At 60.0% G+C, this 18,114-nt stretch carries 11 protein-coding genes and 2 pseudogenes; 8 read left to right on the top strand and 5 right to left on the bottom strand.

Annotated elements, in window-relative coordinates:
• Together putA and JFT80_RS22920 are read left to right on the top strand one after the other, a co-directional pair.
• The coding region (putA, locus tag JFT80_RS22925) for a bifunctional proline dehydrogenase/L-glutamate gamma-semialdehyde dehydrogenase PutA (RefSeq protein WP_201149633.1) at positions 1-2,748 on the top strand (2,748 nt) is incomplete at its 5' end.
• A gap of 213 nt (positions 2,749-2,961) precedes the next feature.
• Positions 2,962-4,764, top strand: coding sequence for an acyl-CoA dehydrogenase (locus JFT80_RS22920; RefSeq protein ID WP_201149631.1), 1,803 nt, complete (start codon positions 2,962-2,964; stop codon positions 4,762-4,764).
• 201 nt (positions 4,765-4,965) lie between these two features.
• Here JFT80_RS22920 and JFT80_RS22915 read toward each other — a convergent pair whose 3' ends face one another.
• The 3 genes from JFT80_RS22915 to JFT80_RS22905 form a co-directional block, all read right to left on the bottom strand.
• Positions 4,966-6,903, bottom strand: coding sequence for a methyl-accepting chemotaxis protein (locus JFT80_RS22915; RefSeq protein WP_201149630.1), 1,938 nt, complete (start codon positions 6,901-6,903; stop codon positions 4,966-4,968).
• Between the two features lie 99 nt (positions 6,904-7,002).
• Positions 7,003-7,305 (bottom strand): cell division protein ZapA, encoded by a 303-nt coding sequence (locus tag JFT80_RS22910; protein ID WP_201149628.1) that lies wholly within the window; start codon positions 7,303-7,305, stop codon positions 7,003-7,005.
• Positions 7,302-7,532 carry a hypothetical protein gene (locus JFT80_RS22905; RefSeq protein WP_201149626.1) on the bottom strand — a complete coding sequence of 77 codons (231 nt, stop codon included), beginning with the start codon at positions 7,530-7,532 and terminating at the stop codon, positions 7,302-7,304. Before JFT80_RS22905 ends, JFT80_RS22910 begins: the two co-directional genes overlap by 4 nt.
• 281 nt (positions 7,533-7,813) lie before the next feature.
• Here JFT80_RS22905 and JFT80_RS25690 point away from each other — a divergent pair.
• The 5 genes and pseudogenes from JFT80_RS25690 to selO all read left to right on the top strand — a co-directional run.
• Positions 7,814-8,689, top strand: a pseudogene (locus JFT80_RS25690) (MCP four helix bundle domain-containing protein); the annotation flags it as partial.
• A complete protein-coding gene (locus tag JFT80_RS25685) occupies positions 8,672-9,544 on the top strand; it encodes a methyl-accepting chemotaxis protein (protein ID WP_374091446.1) in 873 nt (290 codons plus the stop codon). The pseudogene JFT80_RS25690 and the gene JFT80_RS25685, both read left to right, overlap by 18 nt.
• Positions 9,545-9,683: 139 nt before the next feature.
• Entirely contained in the window at positions 9,684-11,426 is a 1,743-nt protein-coding gene (locus tag JFT80_RS22895) for a potassium/proton antiporter (RefSeq protein WP_201149622.1), read from the top strand.
• A gap of 34 nt (positions 11,427-11,460) precedes the next feature.
• On the top strand, positions 11,461-14,811 hold the full coding sequence (gene mscK, locus JFT80_RS22890) for a mechanosensitive channel MscK (RefSeq protein WP_201149620.1): 3,351 nt from the start codon (positions 11,461-11,463) through the stop codon (positions 14,809-14,811).
• A gap of 48 nt (positions 14,812-14,859) precedes the next feature.
• A complete protein-coding gene (selO, locus tag JFT80_RS22885; RefSeq protein ID WP_201149618.1) occupies positions 14,860-16,323 on the top strand; it encodes a protein adenylyltransferase SelO in 1,464 nt (487 codons plus the stop codon).
• Positions 16,324-16,329: 6 nt separating this feature from the next.
• Here the strand turns inward: selO and JFT80_RS22880 are convergent.
• A pseudogene (locus JFT80_RS22880) lies at positions 16,330-16,488 on the bottom strand (type II toxin-antitoxin system HigA family antitoxin); the annotation flags it as partial.
• 112 nt (positions 16,489-16,600) lie between these two features.
• On the opposite strand from JFT80_RS22880, the gene trxC reads away from it, so the two are divergent.
• Positions 16,601-17,035, top strand: a complete 435-nt coding sequence (gene trxC / locus JFT80_RS22875) for a thioredoxin TrxC (RefSeq protein ID WP_201149616.1) — start codon at positions 16,601-16,603, stop codon at positions 17,033-17,035.
• A gap of 94 nt (positions 17,036-17,129) precedes the next feature.
• Here trxC and JFT80_RS22870 read toward each other — a convergent pair whose 3' ends face one another.
• Positions 17,130-17,900, bottom strand: coding sequence for a ParA family protein (locus JFT80_RS22870; protein ID WP_201149615.1), 771 nt, complete (start codon positions 17,898-17,900; stop codon positions 17,130-17,132).
• Positions 17,901-18,114: the final 214 nt, after the last annotated feature.

Raw genomic sequence — 18,114 nt, 5'->3', positions numbered from 1 at the left:
GCTTACCAGAAGCGTTGCCCATACGTGATCGACTACGTGATCGACCTGGCTCGCCGCAGCCGTCATCGCCTGATGATTCGTCTGGTGAAAGGCGCGTACTGGGACAGCGAAATCAAGCGCGCTCAGGTCGAGGGCCTGGAAGGCTATCCGGTCTACACCCGCAAGGTGTACACCGACGTTTCCTACATCGCCTGCGCACGCAAACTGCTGTCGGTGCCGGAAGTCATCTACCCGCAGTTCGCCACGCATAACGCCCATACGCTGTCGGCCATTTACCACATTGCCGGTCAGAACTATTACCCCGGCCAGTACGAATTCCAGTGCCTGCACGGCATGGGCGAACCTTTGTACGAGCAGGTTGTAGGCAAAGTTTCCGAAGGCAAGCTGAATCGTCCGTGCCGCGTGTACGCGCCGGTCGGCACCCACGAAACCCTGCTGGCGTACCTCGTGCGTCGCCTGCTGGAAAACGGCGCGAACACTTCGTTCGTCAACCGTATCGCCGACCAGTCGATTTCGATTCAGGAATTGGTGGCCGATCCGGTAGCGCAGATCGAGCAGATGGCGACCGTGGAAGGTGGTTTCGGCCTGCCGCACCCGCGCATTCCGCTGCCGCGTGACTTGTACGGTTCTGAACGCGCCAACTCCAGCGGCATCGACATGGCCAACGAACATCGTCTGGCCTCGTTGTCCTGCGCATTGCTCGCCACCGCTCACAACGACTGGAAAGCCGCGCCGATGCTCGGTTGCGCTTCCAGCACCGAAACACCTGCACCTGTGCTGAACCCGGCAGACCACCGTGATGTGGTCGGCCACGTTCAAGAAGCCACGGTTGAAGACGTCGACAACGCCATTCAATGCGCCCTCAACGCTGCACCGATCTGGCAGGCCACCCCGCCGGCCGAACGCGCCGCGATTCTGGAACGCGCCGCTGATTTGATGGAAGGCGAGATCCAGCCGTTGATGGGCCTGCTGGCTCGCGAAGCCGGCAAGACCTTCGCCAACGCCATCGCCGAAGTCCGCGAAGCCGTCGACTTCCTGCGTTATTACGCGGTGCAGGCACGCAACGATTTCAGCAACGACGCCCACCGCCCACTGGGTCCGGTGGTGTGCATCAGCCCGTGGAACTTCCCGCTGGCAATCTTCAGCGGCCAAGTCGCTGCGGCACTGGCTGCCGGTAACCCGGTTTTGGCCAAACCTGCAGAGCAAACTCCGCTGGTTGCCGCACAAGCCGTGCGTTTGCTGCTCGAAGCCGGGATTCCGGAAGGCGTGCTGCAACTACTGCCGGGGCGCGGTGAAACCGTCGGTGCCGGTCTGGTTGGTGATGAGCGCGTCAAAGGCGTGATGTTCACCGGTTCCACCGAAGTTGCGCGTCTGCTGCAACGCAACATCGCTGGCCGTCTCGACAGCCAGGGCCGCCCGATTCCGCTGATCGCCGAAACCGGTGGCCAGAACGCGATGATCGTCGACTCCTCGGCACTCACCGAACAAGTGGTGATCGACGTGGTGTCCTCGGCCTTCGACAGCGCTGGTCAGCGTTGCTCGGCACTGCGCGTACTGTGCTTGCAGGAAGATTCCGCTGATCGCGTCATCGAAATGCTCAAAGGTGCCATGGCTGAAAGCCGTCTCGGCAACCCTGAGCGTCTGTCCGTGGACATTGGCCCGGTGATCGACGCCGAAGCCAAGGCTGGCATCGACAAGCACATCCAGGGCATGCGCGACAAAGGTCGCAACGTGTACCAGGTGGCGATTGCCGACACCGAAGAAGTCAAACGCGGCACCTTCGTCATGCCGACCCTGATCGAACTGGAAAGCTTCGACGAACTGCAACGCGAGATCTTCGGTCCGGTGCTGCACGTGGTCCGCTACAAGCGTAAAGAAATCGATCAACTGATCGGCCAGATCAACGCTTCCGGTTACGGCCTGACCCTCGGCGTGCACACCCGCATCGACGAGACCATCGCCAAGGTGATCGACAACGTCAACGCCGGTAACGTCTACGTTAACCGCAACATCGTTGGTGCTGTGGTCGGCGTGCAGCCATTCGGCGGCGAAGGCTTGTCGGGCACTGGCCCGAAAGCCGGTGGTCCGCTGTACCTGTACCGCCTACTGTCGACTCGTCCTACCGACGCGATCGAACAATCCTTTGCTCGGGGCGATGCTCTCGCAGCACCGGACGTTCGCCTGCGTGACGCCATGAGCAAGCCGCTGACAGCCCTGAAAGCCTGGGCCGACAGCAACAAGTTCGCCGACCTGACAACCTTGTGCGTGCAGTTCGCGACGCAATCGCAGAGCGGTATTACCCGTGTTCTGGCGGGCCCGACCGGCGAGCGCAACAGCTACGCCATCCTGCCGCGCGAACACGTACTGTGCCTGGCGGAAGTCGAAGGCGACCTGCTGACTCAACTGGCGGCCGTGCTGGCAGTCGGTGGTTCGGCCGTGTGGCCGGAAGCCGAATTGACGAGGGCCGTGTTCGCACGCCTGCCGAAGGACGTACAGGCTCGCATCAAGCTGGTTTCCGACTGGAGCAAGGACGAAGTGGTGTTTGATGCGGTTCTGCATCACGGCCATTCCGACCAGCTGCGTGCGGTCTGCCAGCAGGTGGCCAAGCGTGCAGGCGCGATTGTTGGCGTTCATGGGTTGTCCCAGGGCGAAACCAGCATTGCCCTGGAGCGTCTGGTGATCGAGCGGGCGTTGAGCGTCAACACCGCCGCGGCAGGTGGTAACGCCAGCCTGATGACGATCGGTTAACCGATAAGCCGGGCACCCTTTGGGGGTGCCTGGTGTTTGGAAGCAAGATCAAAAGATCGCAGCCTTCGGCAGCTCCTACAGGGAAATGCATTCTCATGCAGGAGCTGCCGAAGGCTGCGATCTTTTGCTTGTCCATCACCAGAATCAATCTTCCTGTTCACCCCGCCCTCCCCACGCCTAGACTCGGCCCAATCCAAAAAAAGGTAAGCCGCCATGTCCGAGACGCTGCTCAGTTCCCGCAATCTGGCTTTCGAGCTGTATGAAGTCCTTGATGCCGAGGGCCTGACCCGGCGCGAGCGCTTTGCCGAGCACAACCGCGAGACCTTCGATGCCGCCATCGGCACTGCGCGCAACATCGCCGAAAAGTACTTCGCGCCGCACAACCGCAAGGGCGACGAGAACGAGCCGCGCTATGAAGATGGCAAAGCGATTCTGATCCCCGAAGTAAAACCGGCAGTCGATGCCTTCCTCGAAGCCGGTTTCCTCAATGCCGCGCGCAGTTTCGAAGCCGGTGGCATGCAATTGCCCACGCTGTTGTCCCAGGCCTGCTTCGCACACTTCCAGTCGGCAAACGCGGCGTCCACCTCTTACCCGTTCCTGACCATGGGCGCAGCCAACCTGATCGAAAGCTTCGGCACCGACGAGCAAAAGCGGCGTTTTCTGCAGCCGATGATCGACGGCCGTTTCTTCGGCACCATGGCATTGACCGAACCGCACGCCGGTTCATCGCTGTCGGATATTCGTACGCGCGCCGAGCCGGCGTCCGACGGCACGTATCGGCTCAAGGGCAACAAGATCTTCATTTCCGGCGGCGATCACCCGCTCTCGGAAAACATCGTGCACATGGTCCTGGCCAAACTGCCGGACGCGCCGCCGGGGGTGAAGGGCATTTCTCTGTTCATCGTGCCGAAGTTTCTGGTCAACGATGACGGCAGCCTCGGCCAACGCAATGACGTACTGCTCGCCGGACTGTTCCACAAGATGGGTTGGCGCGGCACCACTTCCACAGCGCTGAACTTCGGCGATAACGGTGAATGCGTCGGCTATCTGGTGGGCAAGGCGCATCACGGTTTGAGCTACATGTTCCAGATGATGAACGAGGCGCGGATCGGCGTGGGCATGGGCGCAGTCATGCTCGGTTACGCCGGTTATCTGTACTCGCTGGAATACGCCCGCGAGCGTCCGCAAGGTCGAGTGCCGGACAGCAAAGACCCAAGCACCGCGCCGGTGGCGATCATTCAGCACGCCGACGTAAGACGCATGCTGCTGACGCAAAAATCCTACGTCGAAGGGGCGTTTGACCTCGGGCTGTATGCGGCGCGACTGTTCGATGACACCACGACGCTTGAGACCGAAGCCGAGCGCAAACAGGCGCATGAGTTGCTGGATTTGCTGACGCCCATCGTCAAATCCTGGCCGTCTGAGTTTTGCCTCAAGGCCAACGAACTGGCGATCCAGATTCTTGGCGGCCACGGTTACACCCGCGAATACCCGGTTGAGCAGTATTACCGCGACAACCGGCTGAACCCGATCCACGAGGGCACTCACGGCATTCAGTCACTGGACTTGCTCGGGCGCAAACTGGCGCAGAACGGTGGCGCGGGACTGAAGCAATTGATTCGTCTGATCGCCAACACCGCAGAGCGCGCAACCGCGTACGAATCGCTGACCGCATTGCGTGAGCCACTGGAGAAACTGGTAGCTCGCCTGCAAACGGTGACCCTTGGCTTGCTGACCGATCTGGCACAGGGCAAGGTCAACAGCAGCCTGGCGAATTCGGCGTTGTACCTGAAAGTGTTCGGGCACACGGTGATTGGCTGGCGCTGGCTGGAGCAGGCGATTCGTGCGGAGGAAGGGTTGGCCAAGGGCAAAGCGGCGGACGTCGACTTCTATAAAGGCAAGTTGCAGGCGGCGCGCTATTTTCTGACGTGGGAAGTGCCGGGCTGCCATCATGAGCTGGCGTTGCTGGAGGCGCGGGATGATACGTGTCTGGCGATGCAGGATGCGTGGTTCTGAAAACCTACCCTCACCCCAGCCCTCTCCCTCTGGGAGAGGGGGCCGACCGAGGTGTCAGACGCTATACATCGACCTGAAAAACCGCGTCGACTATGGATTCAGTACAGTACTTTCAGGTCGGTGTATTTCTCAAGCATCCCACATTCAGTCCCCTCTCCCTCTGGGAGAGGGCTAGGGTGAGGGGCTTTTCTGATTGAACACTTAGCTCAGCTTGAACCCACCCATCTGCCGCGCCAGATCATCCGCTAGTCGCTGCAACATCTGACAATCCTCACGACACGCCCGAACCTCCCCCGCCGTCGCCCGCGCCAGATCGGAAATGCCCTGCACGTTGCGGTTGATCTCTTCAGTCACCGCCGACTGTTCTTCCGTCGCTGTCGCCACCTGATGGTTCATGTCGCTGATGCGCTCGACCTGCCCGGTAATCGCCGTCAACGACGCCCCGGTGCGTTGGCTCGACTCAACCCCGGTGCCCGTCGCCGCCTGCCCCGTGCGCATCGATGACACGGCGTTTTCCGCTCCCTGCTTGAGGCTGCCGATCATCTGCTGAATCTCGTCAGTGGACGCCTGAGTCCGCCGTGCCAACGTTCGGACTTCATCAGCAACAACTGCAAAACCACGCCCCATATCTCCGGCACGCGCGGCTTCGATAGCTGCGTTCAAAGCCAGCAAATTCGTCTGTTCGGACACCCCGCGAATCACCGCCAACACCTGATCGATAGACCCTACCTGATGCGCCAGCTCACCCACCGCGCCCGCTGCCAAGCCAATCTCATCGGACATGCTTTCAATGTGCCGAATCGAACCACCAACCACTTCCCGCGCCTGCATGGCCTCATCCCGCGCGGTTTGCGAGGCGAGCGCCGCGTTGCCGGCGTTCTGCGCGATTTCCTGCACGGTCAGGCCCATTTCATGAACGGCTGTGGCAACCATGTCGGTCATTTCCTGCTGACGGCCGGAGCGCTCGGCAGTGTTATCGACAACCTTGGCCACTTGCCCGACAGCCGTGCGCAAACGCTCGCTGGTGGTCAGCACTTCGGCAATCATCCCCCGCTGGCTATCGAGGAAGCGATTGAAGCCCCGCGCCAGATCGCCCAGTTCATCAGCGCGACTGGAATCTAACCGATGGGTCAAATCTCCCCCACCGCTACCGATTGCTACCAGCGCGGCTGTTACCTGACGAATCGGCCGCACCAAACCCTGCGCCAGCCAGACCACCAACGCCAGGCACACCAGCGCCACGGCCAGACCGATGCCGCCGCTCATCCACATCGCTTTGCGGGCTTCGGCATAGATCTGCGACTGCGGCACTTCGGCCACCAGGGTCCAGCCCAGATCACGCAAGGGCAGGCTGAAGGCGAGGAAATCCTCTCCCGCTCTTTGGAAACTGCTGCTTACGGCAATTTTTTGACCCATGACGGCCTGCGCGGCCGAGGCACCGATCTGCTCTGTAAGGGTGCGTTTACCGCTGAACTGCGCCTCGGGATGCACCTGGATCAAACCATCGGAACGCACGAGATAGACCTTGCCGCGCTCGCCGAAACTGAAGTTGTGGATCAGCTCGGACAGCTCTTTCATGCTCAAGCCGAGTCCGGCAACGCCGACCACTTTGCCAGCCTGCTCGACCTTCAAGTCAATGAACAGCGCCAACTCGCCGGTCGCGCCATCGTTGTCGATATTGAGGGTGCGCGGCTGCTGACTGTCGAGGAAAGAGTAGAACCAGGCATCGGCAGGTTTGGCGCGACTGAGCGTGCGATCCAGGCCTTTTTCGGTGATGTAATGATTGGATTCGGTGCCGATGATCAACGCCGTAAAAGCTTTGTGTTCGGCGCGGATGCCTTCCAGATATTGCGCAAAGGCTGCTGTTTTGCCGCTGTCTTCACCCGACGCGAGCCAGTCGCGAACCATGGTGTTGCTGGCAATGTCTTTGGCCGCCGTTAGCGGTTGCACGAGGATGCGTTCGATGTCGTTGCGCGTCGCTTCGATGCTCGACGGCAATGCTTGCTCGACCAGATAGCTCTGGGCGAGGCGGTTGACCACCAGGGTATAAATGCCAACCACGATCAGGATGCTGACCAGCAGGGCGGTGCCCATGCTGAGGATCAGCTGCCATTGAATACTGCGTCGCCACAACTGCATGGAGCACCCCCAAAGAATAAGTGGCCGAAACGATGCAACAGCCGTGCCGATTGTATACAACTCAATCAACAATCTATTCTTTGGTTGTGCGCAAACCCATCAGCCCTGATTGATGGTCTTGGCGATGGTGTCGACCGTGGCGCTGACTTGCTCTTGGTAACGGTCGAGTTCTTCCTGGTGCTGCTTGCGCATCTCGATCTGCTGAGAGCACAGGTTCATCGCCGCCAGCACGAGCAGCCGGTCACCGATCAGCGTCGGGTACCTCTTCTTCGTGTCAGCCAGTGCAGCCTTCAACATCATGGCGGCGTCCAGCAGGGTTTGCTCCTCCCCGGCCGGTGCCTTGATCGAATAGTCCTCCCCAAGAATGGAGATGACTTTTACCCCTGCTGTGCCGTGGTTCATGCGCTGACAGGACCGGCGTTGACGCGATCAACCAGGGCCTGAATGCGCGCGGCGGTGGCGCCGTGCTTTTCTTCCTGTTCCATCAGGTTCAGTTGCAGGCTTTCGTTTTCATCCTTGGCCTGGGCCAGTTCCGTGGTCAGGGTCTGGTTGGTGTGTGCCAGGGTCTGGTTCTGTTGCACCAGGTCGCTGACGAGCTGTTCCAATTGGCTGAGGGATGCTTCCAACATTTTGATCTTCCAAGCGTTTTTCAAAGGGCGCGTACGATAAAGAAAAGTCACCACGGATGCCAGGGTTATTCAGGCGCAAGGCCTTGATTTTCCTGGCGGGCGACCCTTCTCGCGAGCTTTAAAGACTGTGATTGGCGGATCTGGTTCCTGCACTTCGTCGATAACCCTTGTTGCAGGCACGAGCTTGCTCGCAACGAACGAAAGACCACCGCATATCCCTCGATGCTCGCGTCATCGTTCACGACCATCGCGAGCGAGCTCCTACAGGAAGTGTGCTGTGGATGCGACAAATACGCACAGGCACTCAAGACTTCAGTCTGATGACCGATAAGCCCTCCATACGACAGTCTCAGCGCCGCATGGATGCGCCTTTTCCGGTACACACCATGTCTCTTCGTAATATGAATATCGCTCCGCGGGCCTTCCTCGGTTTTGCCCTGATTGGCGGTTTGATGCTGGTTCTGGGGGTGTTTGCCTTGAACCAGATGAGCAAGATCCGCGCGGCGGGCGAAGACATCGCCTCCGCCAGCGTGCCTAGCGTGAAAAGCCTCGACGAGTTCACGCAATTGACGCTGCGCCTGCGGGTCCTGTCCTACCGCTTGCTGACCAACCGCGAACCCGACGTGCAGCAGAAAACCTATGAGCTGTTCGAGCTGCGTCATCAGCAGATCCGCGCGGCGCAGAAAGTCTATGAACCGCTGATCGACGGGCCGGTCGAGCGGGCAGCCTACGACCAGTACCTGCAACTGCTGGGGCAATACCGTCAGCTTGAGGAGCAGATGAAGAGCCTGTCGCGCAACAATCAGGTCGAAGACCTGCGCAAAATGCTCAACACCGAATTGCTGGCCAATTCCGAGGCGGTCAACACGGCACTCGCCAGGTTGCTGGAGATCAATACCCAGCAGATCGCTGAAACGAGCCACGAAGCTGCCGAGCAGTATTCCTCAGCATTCAACCTGGTTGTCGGGCTGCTGGTCCTGGCCTCAGGCCTGACGCTGCTGTTCGCCTGGTTGTTGACCAACAGCATTACCAAGCCGATCGCCAATGCCCTGGAGGCTGCCGAAGCCATCGCCGAGGGCAACCTGACTCGCCCGATCACCGTCGATGGCGAAGATGAAGCCGGCCGCCTGTTGCTGGCCATGTCGAAGATGCAGGAAAAACTGCGCGACACGTTGCAGCGAATTTCCGGTTCGGCGACTCAACTGGCCTCCGCCGCTGAAGAGCTCAACAGCGTCACCGATGAAAGCGCCCGCGGCCTGACCCAGCAGAACAACGAAATCGAACAGGCCGCCACTGCGGTGAACGAAATGACCAGCGCCGTTGAAGAAGTTGCACGCAACGCGGTCAGCACCTCCGAAGCGTCGAAAAACGCCACCACCTCTGCCGGCGACGGCCGCGACCTGGTTCAGGAAACCGTCAGCGCCATTGAACGCATGAGCGCCGACGTGCAGAGCACCGCAAGCCTGATCGGCGACCTGGCCAACGAGTCCAGGGATATCGGCAAAGTCCTGGATGTGATTCGTGGGCTGGCTGATCAAACCAATCTGCTGGCGCTGAACGCGGCGATTGAAGCGGCGCGCGCCGGTGAGGCCGGTCGCGGTTTTGCGGTGGTGGCGGATGAAGTTCGCGCATTGGCGCATCGCACTCAGCAGTCGACCAGCGAAATCGAGCGGATGATCGGCAGCATTCAGAGCGGTACCGAGCATGCGGTGAATTCGATGCGCAACAGCACCGAGCGTGCCGAATCGACCCTGAACATTGCCCGCGGAGCCGGACTGTCGCTGGACACCATCAACACGGCGATCGTAGAGATCAACGAGCGCAACCTGGTGATCGCCAGCGCGGCGGAAGAACAGGCGCAGGTGGCGCGGGAAGTGGATCGCAACCTGGTGAACATCCGGGATCTGTCGGTGCAATCGGCGACAGGGGCGAATCAGACCAGTGCAGCGAGTAATGAGCTGTCGCGCCTGGCGCTGGATCTGAATGGAATGGTGGGACGCTTCCACCTTTAACACGCCAAGGCGGATTCAGCTGTTGGGCATTGATCCGCAAAACCTTTTTGACAGCATCACATTTCAACAGGTTAGAATCGCTGGCACGCAGACTGCATGGTCAGTTTGTGCCCGTCTTTACGTCCCTGGAGTACTGCCTTTGAATGCGACGACCATCAACAGCCTGTTCTTGATCGGCGCGTTGCTGGTAGGTGCGAGCATTCTTGTCAGTTCACTTTCCTCCCGTCTCGGCATTCCGATTCTGGTCATTATCCTTGCCGTCGGCATGGCCGCCGGGGTTGATGGCGGCGGGATCATTTTCGATAACTACCCAACGGCCTATCTGGTCGGCAACCTCGCACTTGCGGTGATCCTCCTCGACGGTGGTTTGCGCACACGGGTGTCGAGTTTCCGCGTGGCGTTATGGCCAGCGTTGTCGCTGGCCACGGTCGGCGTGTTGATCACCACCGGGCTGACCGGCATGGCGGCCGCGTGGCTGTTCGACCTCAACATGATTCAGGGCCTGCTGATCGGCGCCATCGTCGGTTCGACAGACGCCGCTGCGGTGTTCTCGCTGCTGGGCGGCAAAGGCCTCAACGAACGGGTCACCGCCAGCCTGGAAATCGAATCCGGCAGTAACGACCCGATGGCGGTGTTTCTCACCGTGACCCTGATCGACATGCTCGCCAGCGGCCAGACCGGACTGCACTGGAGCCTGCTGACGCACCTGATCCGCGAATTCGGTATCGGTGGCGTGATCGGTCTCGGCGGCGGCTGGCTGATGCTGCAGTTGGTCAACCGGATCAATCTCGCTGCCGGTCTCTATCCGATTCTGGTGATCGCCGGCGGTCTGCTGGTGTTTGCCCTGACCAACGCCCTGCATGGCAGTGGCTTCCTCGCGGTGTACCTGTGCGGTCTGGTGATCGGCAACCGTCCGGTGCGCAGCCGCCACGGCATTCTGCACATGCTCGACGGCATGGCCTGGCTGGCGCAGATCGGCATGTTCCTGGTGTTGGGGCTGCTGGTCACGCCGCACGATTTGCTGCCAATCGCCCTGCCCGCCCTCGGTCTGGCGCTGTGGATGATTCTGTTCGCGCGGCCGTTGTCGGTAATCGTCGGTTTGCTGCCATTCAAGGCGTTCCACGGCCGTGAAAAAGCCTTCATCTCCTGGGTGGGTCTGCGTGGTGCGGTACCGATCATTCTCGCGGTGTTCCCGCTGATGGCCGGGCTGCCGAATGCGCAGCTGTACTTCAACCTCGCCTTCTTCATTGTGTTGGTGTCGCTGCTGGTGCAGGGCACAAGCCTGCCGTGGGTCGCCAAACTGTTGAAGGTGACGGTGCCGCCGGAGCCCGCGCCGATCTCCCGATCCGCGCTGGAAGTGCACATCACCAGTGAGTGGGAGCTGTTCGTTTACAAGCTCGGCGCAGAGAAATGGTGCATCGGTTCACCCCTGCGCGAGCTGAAAATGCCCGAAGGCACACGCATCGCCGCGCTGTTTCGTGGCCAACAATTGCTCCATCCGTCGGGTAGTACGGTATTGGAAGTCGATGATTTGCTGTGTGTTATCGGCCATGAACACAACTTGTCGGCCCTCGGAAAACTCTTCAGCCAGGCACCGCAACGCGGCCTCGATCTGCGTTTCTTCGGCGACTTCGTACTCGAAGGAGACGCCCAGCTTAAAGCGGTTGCGGCGCTTTATGGCTTGCCGACCGAGGGCATCGATCCGGACACGACGCTGGGCGCCTTTATCGCCCACAAGGTCGGTGGTGCACCGATCGTTGGTGACCAGGTCGAGTGGAACAACACCCACTGGACGGTCGCGGTCATGGACGGGAACAAGATCGGCAAAGTCGGCGTCAGATTCCCCGAAGGAAGTCGCCCGGGCCCCGGACTCTTCCTCTAAACTGCGTCCACTCTCACTTGCTCGACCGGTCTCTATGCCTACCCTGCGCTCCTTTTTTGCTGCGGCCCTGCTGGGCCTGAGTCTTACTGTCGGCCCGCTTTACGCCGCCGAACCACCGTCCAGCGAAGCCGTGCAGGCCAGTCTGGACAAACTCGCCGACAGCAAACTGCCGGACGCTGATAAAAAGACCCTGCAAACCGTTCTGCAGAACACGCTCAACCAGCTCAACAACAAGAATGATTACGAGCAGAAGCTGGTCGACCTCAAGCAGCAACTGGCCACGGCACCCAAGCAGACGATTGAAAACGCCCGCGAGCTGACGCGCCTCAAGGCCAGCAGCGTGGTGCCGGTGGCGCAGCGTTTCCCCAGGGAATCAATCCAGCAACTGGAGCAAATCCTCACCGATCGCTCCACTCAGCAAAGTGATCTGCAAAAGGCCCTGGCCGACGCCAACAGCCTGATCATCACCGCGCAGACGCGCCCCGAGCGCGCCCAGGCGGAGATTTCCGCCAGCCAGACCCGCATCCAGCAGATCAACAACATCCTCAAGGCCGGCAAGGACGCGGGTAAAACCCTGAGCGGCGAACAGCGCGACCAGCTCAACGCCGAACTTGCGGCACTCAACGCGCTGATCCCCCTGCGTCGCCAGGAATTGGCGGGCAACAGCCAGTTGCAGGACCTGGGTAACAGCCAGCATGACTTGCTTACCGAGAAATCGGATCGCCTGGATCAGGAAATCCAGGAGCTGCAGAACCTGATCAACCAGAAGCGCCTGGCACAGTCCCAGGAGACGGTGACGCAACAGTCCATCGAGGCACAAAAAGCCGGGGGCAGCAGTTTGCTGGCCACGGAAAGCTCGATCAACTTGAAGCTGTCCGACTACCTGCTCAAAACCACCGACCGTCTCAACATCGTCACCCAACAGAACCTGCAGACCAAACAGCAACTCGACAGCGTCACCCAGAGCGATTCCGCTCTGGACGAGCAGATCAACGTGCTCAAGGGCAGCCTGCTGCTGTCGAAGATTCTCTACAAACAGAAACAAGCCCTGCCGCGCCTCAAGGTCGACCGCGACCTGGCGGACCAGATCGCCGACATTCGTCTGTATCAGTTCGAAGTCAGCCAGCAGCGTGAATTGCTCAGCAATCCTTCGACCTACGTCGATAACCTGCTCGCCACACAGCCGCCGGAACAAGTCACCCCGCAACTGCGCAAAAGCCTGCTGGATCTGGCCAATACCCGCGCTGACTTGCTCGAGCGGCTGAACCGCGAGCTAAGCGCGGTACTCAACGAATCGATCACCCTGCAACTCAATCAGAAGCAGTTGCTGAGCACTGCGCAAAGTCTGCGCGCGACCCTCGATGAGCAGATGTTCTGGATTCCCAGCAACAAGCCGCTGGACTTCGAATGGATGCGCGGTGTGCCGGAGCGCCTCAAGCGTCAGGTCGACACCCTGCCGTGGGCCTCGAGCCTGAGCGAACTGACCGACGGCCTGATCCAGCGACCGCTGCTGTTCCTGCCACTGGCACTGCTGATCGGTGCACTGCTGTGGCGGCGCAAAAGTCTCTACGGGAAACTCAACAAGGTTCACCAGGACATCGGTCACTTCAAGCGTGACAGCCAGTGGCACACGCCGCAGGCGATCCTGATCAACATTCTGCTGGCGATGCCGGTGGCGCTGGGTCTGGCGCTGTGTGGTCTGGCCTTGCAAATCGACGCCCGAGGGCAGAACGCCAACATGGGCGCGGCACTGCTGCAAATGGGGCAGGCGTGGCTGGTGTTCTACACCGCCTACCGGATTCTGGCGCCGGGTGGCGTGGCAGAACTGCACTTCCGCTGGGAAAAACCCCAGGTCGAATTCCTCCAGGGCTGGGTGCGTCGACTGGGGCTGGTGGTTTTGGCGCTGGTGGCCGTGGTCGCAGTGGCTGAATTGCAACCGGCGGCATTGGCCGACGACGTATTGGGCATGCCGGTGGTGCTGACCTGTTATGCGCTGATGGCCTGGTTGCTCAGCCGCCTGCTGATCAGCAGCCCGACTCACCAGAACGCCTCGCTGTTCCGCAAGGCCGTGGGCATCCTGTTTACCGCGCTGCCCATCGCGCTGTTCGTCGCGGTGTGCTTCGGCTACTACTACACGGCACTGAAACTCAGCGACCGCCTGATCAACACCCTCTACCTGCTGATGTTCTGGCTGGTGATCGAAGCCACTTTCGTCCGCGGTCTCGCGGTCGCGGCACGGCGCCTGGCCTATCAACGCGCCCTGGCCAAACGTCAGGCAGCAAAAGAGGCCGGCGATGGCGAGGCGGTAATCGAAGAGCCAACCCTGGACATCGAAAAGGTCAATGAACAGTCTCTGCGCCTGATCCGTCTGGCCTTGCTCGGCGGTTTCATCGCCGCGCTGTACTGGGTCTGGTCGGATCTGATTTCAGTGTTCTCCTACCTCGACAACATCACCCTCTACGAATACACCAGCGGCACCGGCGCCAACATGAGCATGGTGCCGATCAGCATTGGCGACATGCTCGGCGCGCTGATCATCATCGGCATCACCTTCGCCCTCGCACGCAACTTGCCGGGCCTGCTTGAAGTGTTTGTGCTGTCCAAGCTCAATCTGGCGCAAGGCAGTGCCTATGCGACCACGACGTTGCTGTCCTATGTGATCGCCGGTGTCGGTTTCGTCTCGACCCTGTCGACCCTCGGCGTCAGTTGGGACAAGTTGCAATGGCTGGTGGCGGCACTGTCGGTCGGCCTTGGTTTCGGTATGCAGGAGATCTTCGCCAACTTCATCTCCGGCATCATGATTCTCTTCGAGCGCCCGGTACGCATCGGCGACACCATCACCATCGGCAACCTCTCGGGCACGGTGAGCAAGATCCGCATCCGCGCGACGACCATCACCGACTTCGACCGCAAGGACATCATTGTCCCGAACAAGACGTTCATTACCGGACAACTGATCAACTGGTCGCTGACCGACACCATTACCCGCGTGACGCTGAAACTGGGGGTCGACTACGGTTCGGATCTCGATCTGGTCAAAGAGCTGCTGCTCAAGGCCGCCCGCGAGAACCCGCGCGTGCTCAAGGAACCCGAGCCGCACGTGTACTTCCTCAACTTCGGTGAAAGCACCCTCGACCATGAATTGCGCATGCACGTGCGCGACCTCGGTGACCGCAACCCGGTGATCGACGAGGTCAACCGCTTCATCAACCGTGAGTTCAAGAAGCAGCACATCAATATCTCCTTCCGCCAGATGGAGGTTTACTTGAAGAACCTGCACGGCCAGGAATACAAGATGGTGCCGATTGAACCGGAAGCCAAAACCATTGTGCCGCTGGTCGATGGCAAACCGCCGCAAGAACCGCCTGCCGCCAAGCTCGACTAACCCGCCTATCCCTAGCAGAATGCTCGGACATTCTGCTGGAGATGGCCGGTGAAAGCCCTCGACGAACTGACCTTCGATAATCGCTTCGCCCGCCTCGGCGATGCGTTCTCCGCTCACGTGCTGCCCGAGCCGATCGACAACCCGCGTCTGGTAGTGGCAAGCCCGGCGGCCATGGCTTTGCTCGATCTCGACCCGGCAACCGCCGAAACCCGGGAATTCGCCGAACTGTTCGGTGGCCACAAACTGTGGGCCGATGCCGAGCCACGGGCGATGGTCTATTCCGGGCATCAGTTCGGCGGCTATACACCGCAACTGGGCGATGGCCGCGGTTTGCTGCTGGGCGAGGTGTACAACGCGGCTGGCGAGCATTGGGACCTGCATCTCAAAGGCGCCGGGCAGACGCCGTTTTCGCGCATGGGCGATGGCCGTGCAGTGCTGCGTTCGTCGATCCGTGAGTTCCTCGCCTCCGAAGCTTTGTACGGACTGAACATTCCCTCCTCGCGCGCCGCCTGCGTGATCGGCTCCGACACCCCGGTCTGGCGCGAAAAACAGGAACGCGCGGCGATGGTGCTGCGCCTGGCGCCGAGCCACATCCGTTTCGGCCACTTCGAATATTTCTACTACACCAAGCGCCCCGAGCAGCAGAAAGCACTCGGCGAGCACGTGCTGGCGATGCACTTCCCGGAATGCCTGGAGCAGCCGGAACCGTATCTGGCGATGTTCCGCGAGATCGTCGAGCGCAATGCCGAGCTGATCGCCAAGTGGCAGGCCTACGGCTTCTGCCACGGCGTGATGAACACCGACAACATGTCGATCCTCGGCATCACCTTCGACTTCGGCCCATTCGCCTTCCTCGACGACTTCGACGCCAACTTCATCTGTAACCATTCGGATGATCAGGGCCGCTACTCGTTCAGCAATCAGGTGCCGATTGGTCAGTGGAACCTCAGCGCGCTGGCCCAGGCGCTGACACCGTTCATCAGTGTTGAAGCGCTGCGCGAAACGCTGGGTTTGTACTTGCCACTGTTCCAAGCGCATTACCTCGACCTGATGCGCCGGCGCTTCGGTTTCACCACCGCAGAAGAAGATGACCAGAAACTGCTGGAAGACTTGCTGCAACTGATGCAGAACAGCGGCGTCGACTACACGCTGTTTTTCCGCCGACTCGGAGAGGAATCAGCAGAAAAATCCGTCGCCCGTTTGCGTGACGACTTCGTCGACATCAAGGGTTTTGATGCCTGGGGCGAACGCTACGTTGCCCGGGTTGCCCGCGATGGTGATGCTGATCAGGAACAGCGCCGAGCGCGGATGCATGCGGTCAATCCGCTGTACATCCTGCGCAATTATCTGGCGCAAAAAGCCATCGATGCGGCTGAGCAGGGGGATTATTCGGAGGTGCGTCGGCTGCATGCGGTGTTGAGCAAACCGTTTGAGGAGCAGCCGGGGATGGAGGGTTATGCCGAGCGACCACCGGAGTGGGGCAAGCATCTGGAGATCAGTTGCTCTTCGTGATGGTTGTCAGATAAACGTTTCGATCGACACCCCGAAGCGTTCAGCCAGCCAGCGGACCTGCCGCAGGTTGAGCTGACGCTTGCCGCTCAGGATTTCCGACACGACCGACTGCGCTCCCACACCCGCACGTTCGCTCTGACTCAGGCCGTGCTCGCGCATCAAATAAGTCTGCTGCGGTTTGAATCAGCCTGGTTTCACCGAAATACGCTGCACGATTGAAAACAGGAGTAAACGTCTCCAAATCAGTCAAATCGGCTTCTTATCAGGATCCTTGCTCATGACCGAACCACTGCTCATCCCCTGCCCCCATTGCAACGGGCTCAATCGGATCCCGGCCGGGCGCCTGGCTGATCAGCCGAAATGCGGTCGCTGCAAAGCGCCAGTGTTGTTGAAGAGCCCTTTTGAACTCAAGCAAGGAGATTACGCCAGCCAGATCAAGGGTGATTTGCCATTGTTGGTAGACGTCTGGGCCGACTGGTGTGGCCCGTGCAAGTCATTTGCGCCGGTGTTCGAACAGGCGGCCGCGCAGCTGGCAGGCAAATGCCGGCTGGCCAAGCTGGACAGCGAGGCCAACCAGCAGTTGTCGGCTCAACTGGGGATTCGCTCGATTCCCAGCTTGATTCTGTTCAAGAACGGGCGGGAAGTGGCGCGCCAGAGCGGGGCGTTTGCATTGCCACAGTTGATGAGCTGGTTGCGTAGCCAGGGGATCTGACCACCGCCTAAAAGATCGCAGCCTTCGGCAGCTCCTACAGAACCATGGTCCATATCGGACCCTGCAGGAGCTGCCGAGGCTGCGATCTTGATCTTCAGGCGTTTTCCAGCAGGTTATGCAGCTCCACAAACTGCCGGGTCAACTTGTGCCGTGGGTCCAGATGAATCAGCGGCGTATTGGCCTGGTGCGACTCACGCATCCGCACCGAACTGGTCAGGTACACCGGCAGCACCGGCAAACCTTCGGCAATCAACTCATCAAGAATTTGCTGCGGCAGACTGGCGCGGGCCTGGAATTGGTTGACCACGATGCCTTCAACTTCCAGACCTTCGTTGTGGTCTTCCTTCAATTCTTCGATTTCCGCAAGCAAGCCGTACAAGGCTTGGCGCGAGAAGCTGTCGCAATCGAAGGGAATGAGCACACGATCAGCGGCAATCAGCGCTGATACCGCATAGAAATTCAGCGCCGGCGGCGTATCGAGGTAAATTCGGTCGTAGTCTTCGGACAGCTCATCAAGCAACTTCCGCAACTTGTTGATCTTGTGCTTGGCCTCAAGCTTGGGTTGCAAGTCGGCCAACTCGGCGGTCGCCGTGATGATGTGCAGGTTGTCGAACGGTGTTTCGTAGATGTCTGCCTGATTCTTCTTCGAGAACGGCCCCGAGGACAGCGTCTGCTTGAAAAAATCGGCAATCCCCATCGGGATGTCGTCGCCAGTGAGCCCGGTCAGATACTGAGTGGAGTTGGCCTGCGCATCGAGATCCACCAACAGGGTGCGATAGCCCTCGCTGGCGCTGACCGCCGCCAGATTGCAGGCAATGCTGGATTTGCCTACGCCACCTTTCTGATTGAACACCACGCGCCGCATGTCGAAACCTCCGTGTATCAAAGAATGACCGAGTGTAGTGGTCCCAAGCGTCGCTTCGCTACCTCGTTGGGAATTGGACTACAGGGTCATGCGAAAACTCTGAATAAAAAAGGGCCAAGATCAGACAGGATGATCGGATTGAGCCGACATACACGCTGGTGCCGATATGGATAATGCCAAATGATATTTACCGAGGAACCAGCCGGTCCATTTT

The organism is Pseudomonas sp. TH10 (genome assembly GCF_016651255.1).
Lineage (GTDB): Bacteria > Pseudomonadota > Gammaproteobacteria > Pseudomonadales > Pseudomonadaceae > Aquipseudomonas.
This window is presented reverse-complemented; position numbering and strand designations above follow the sequence as displayed.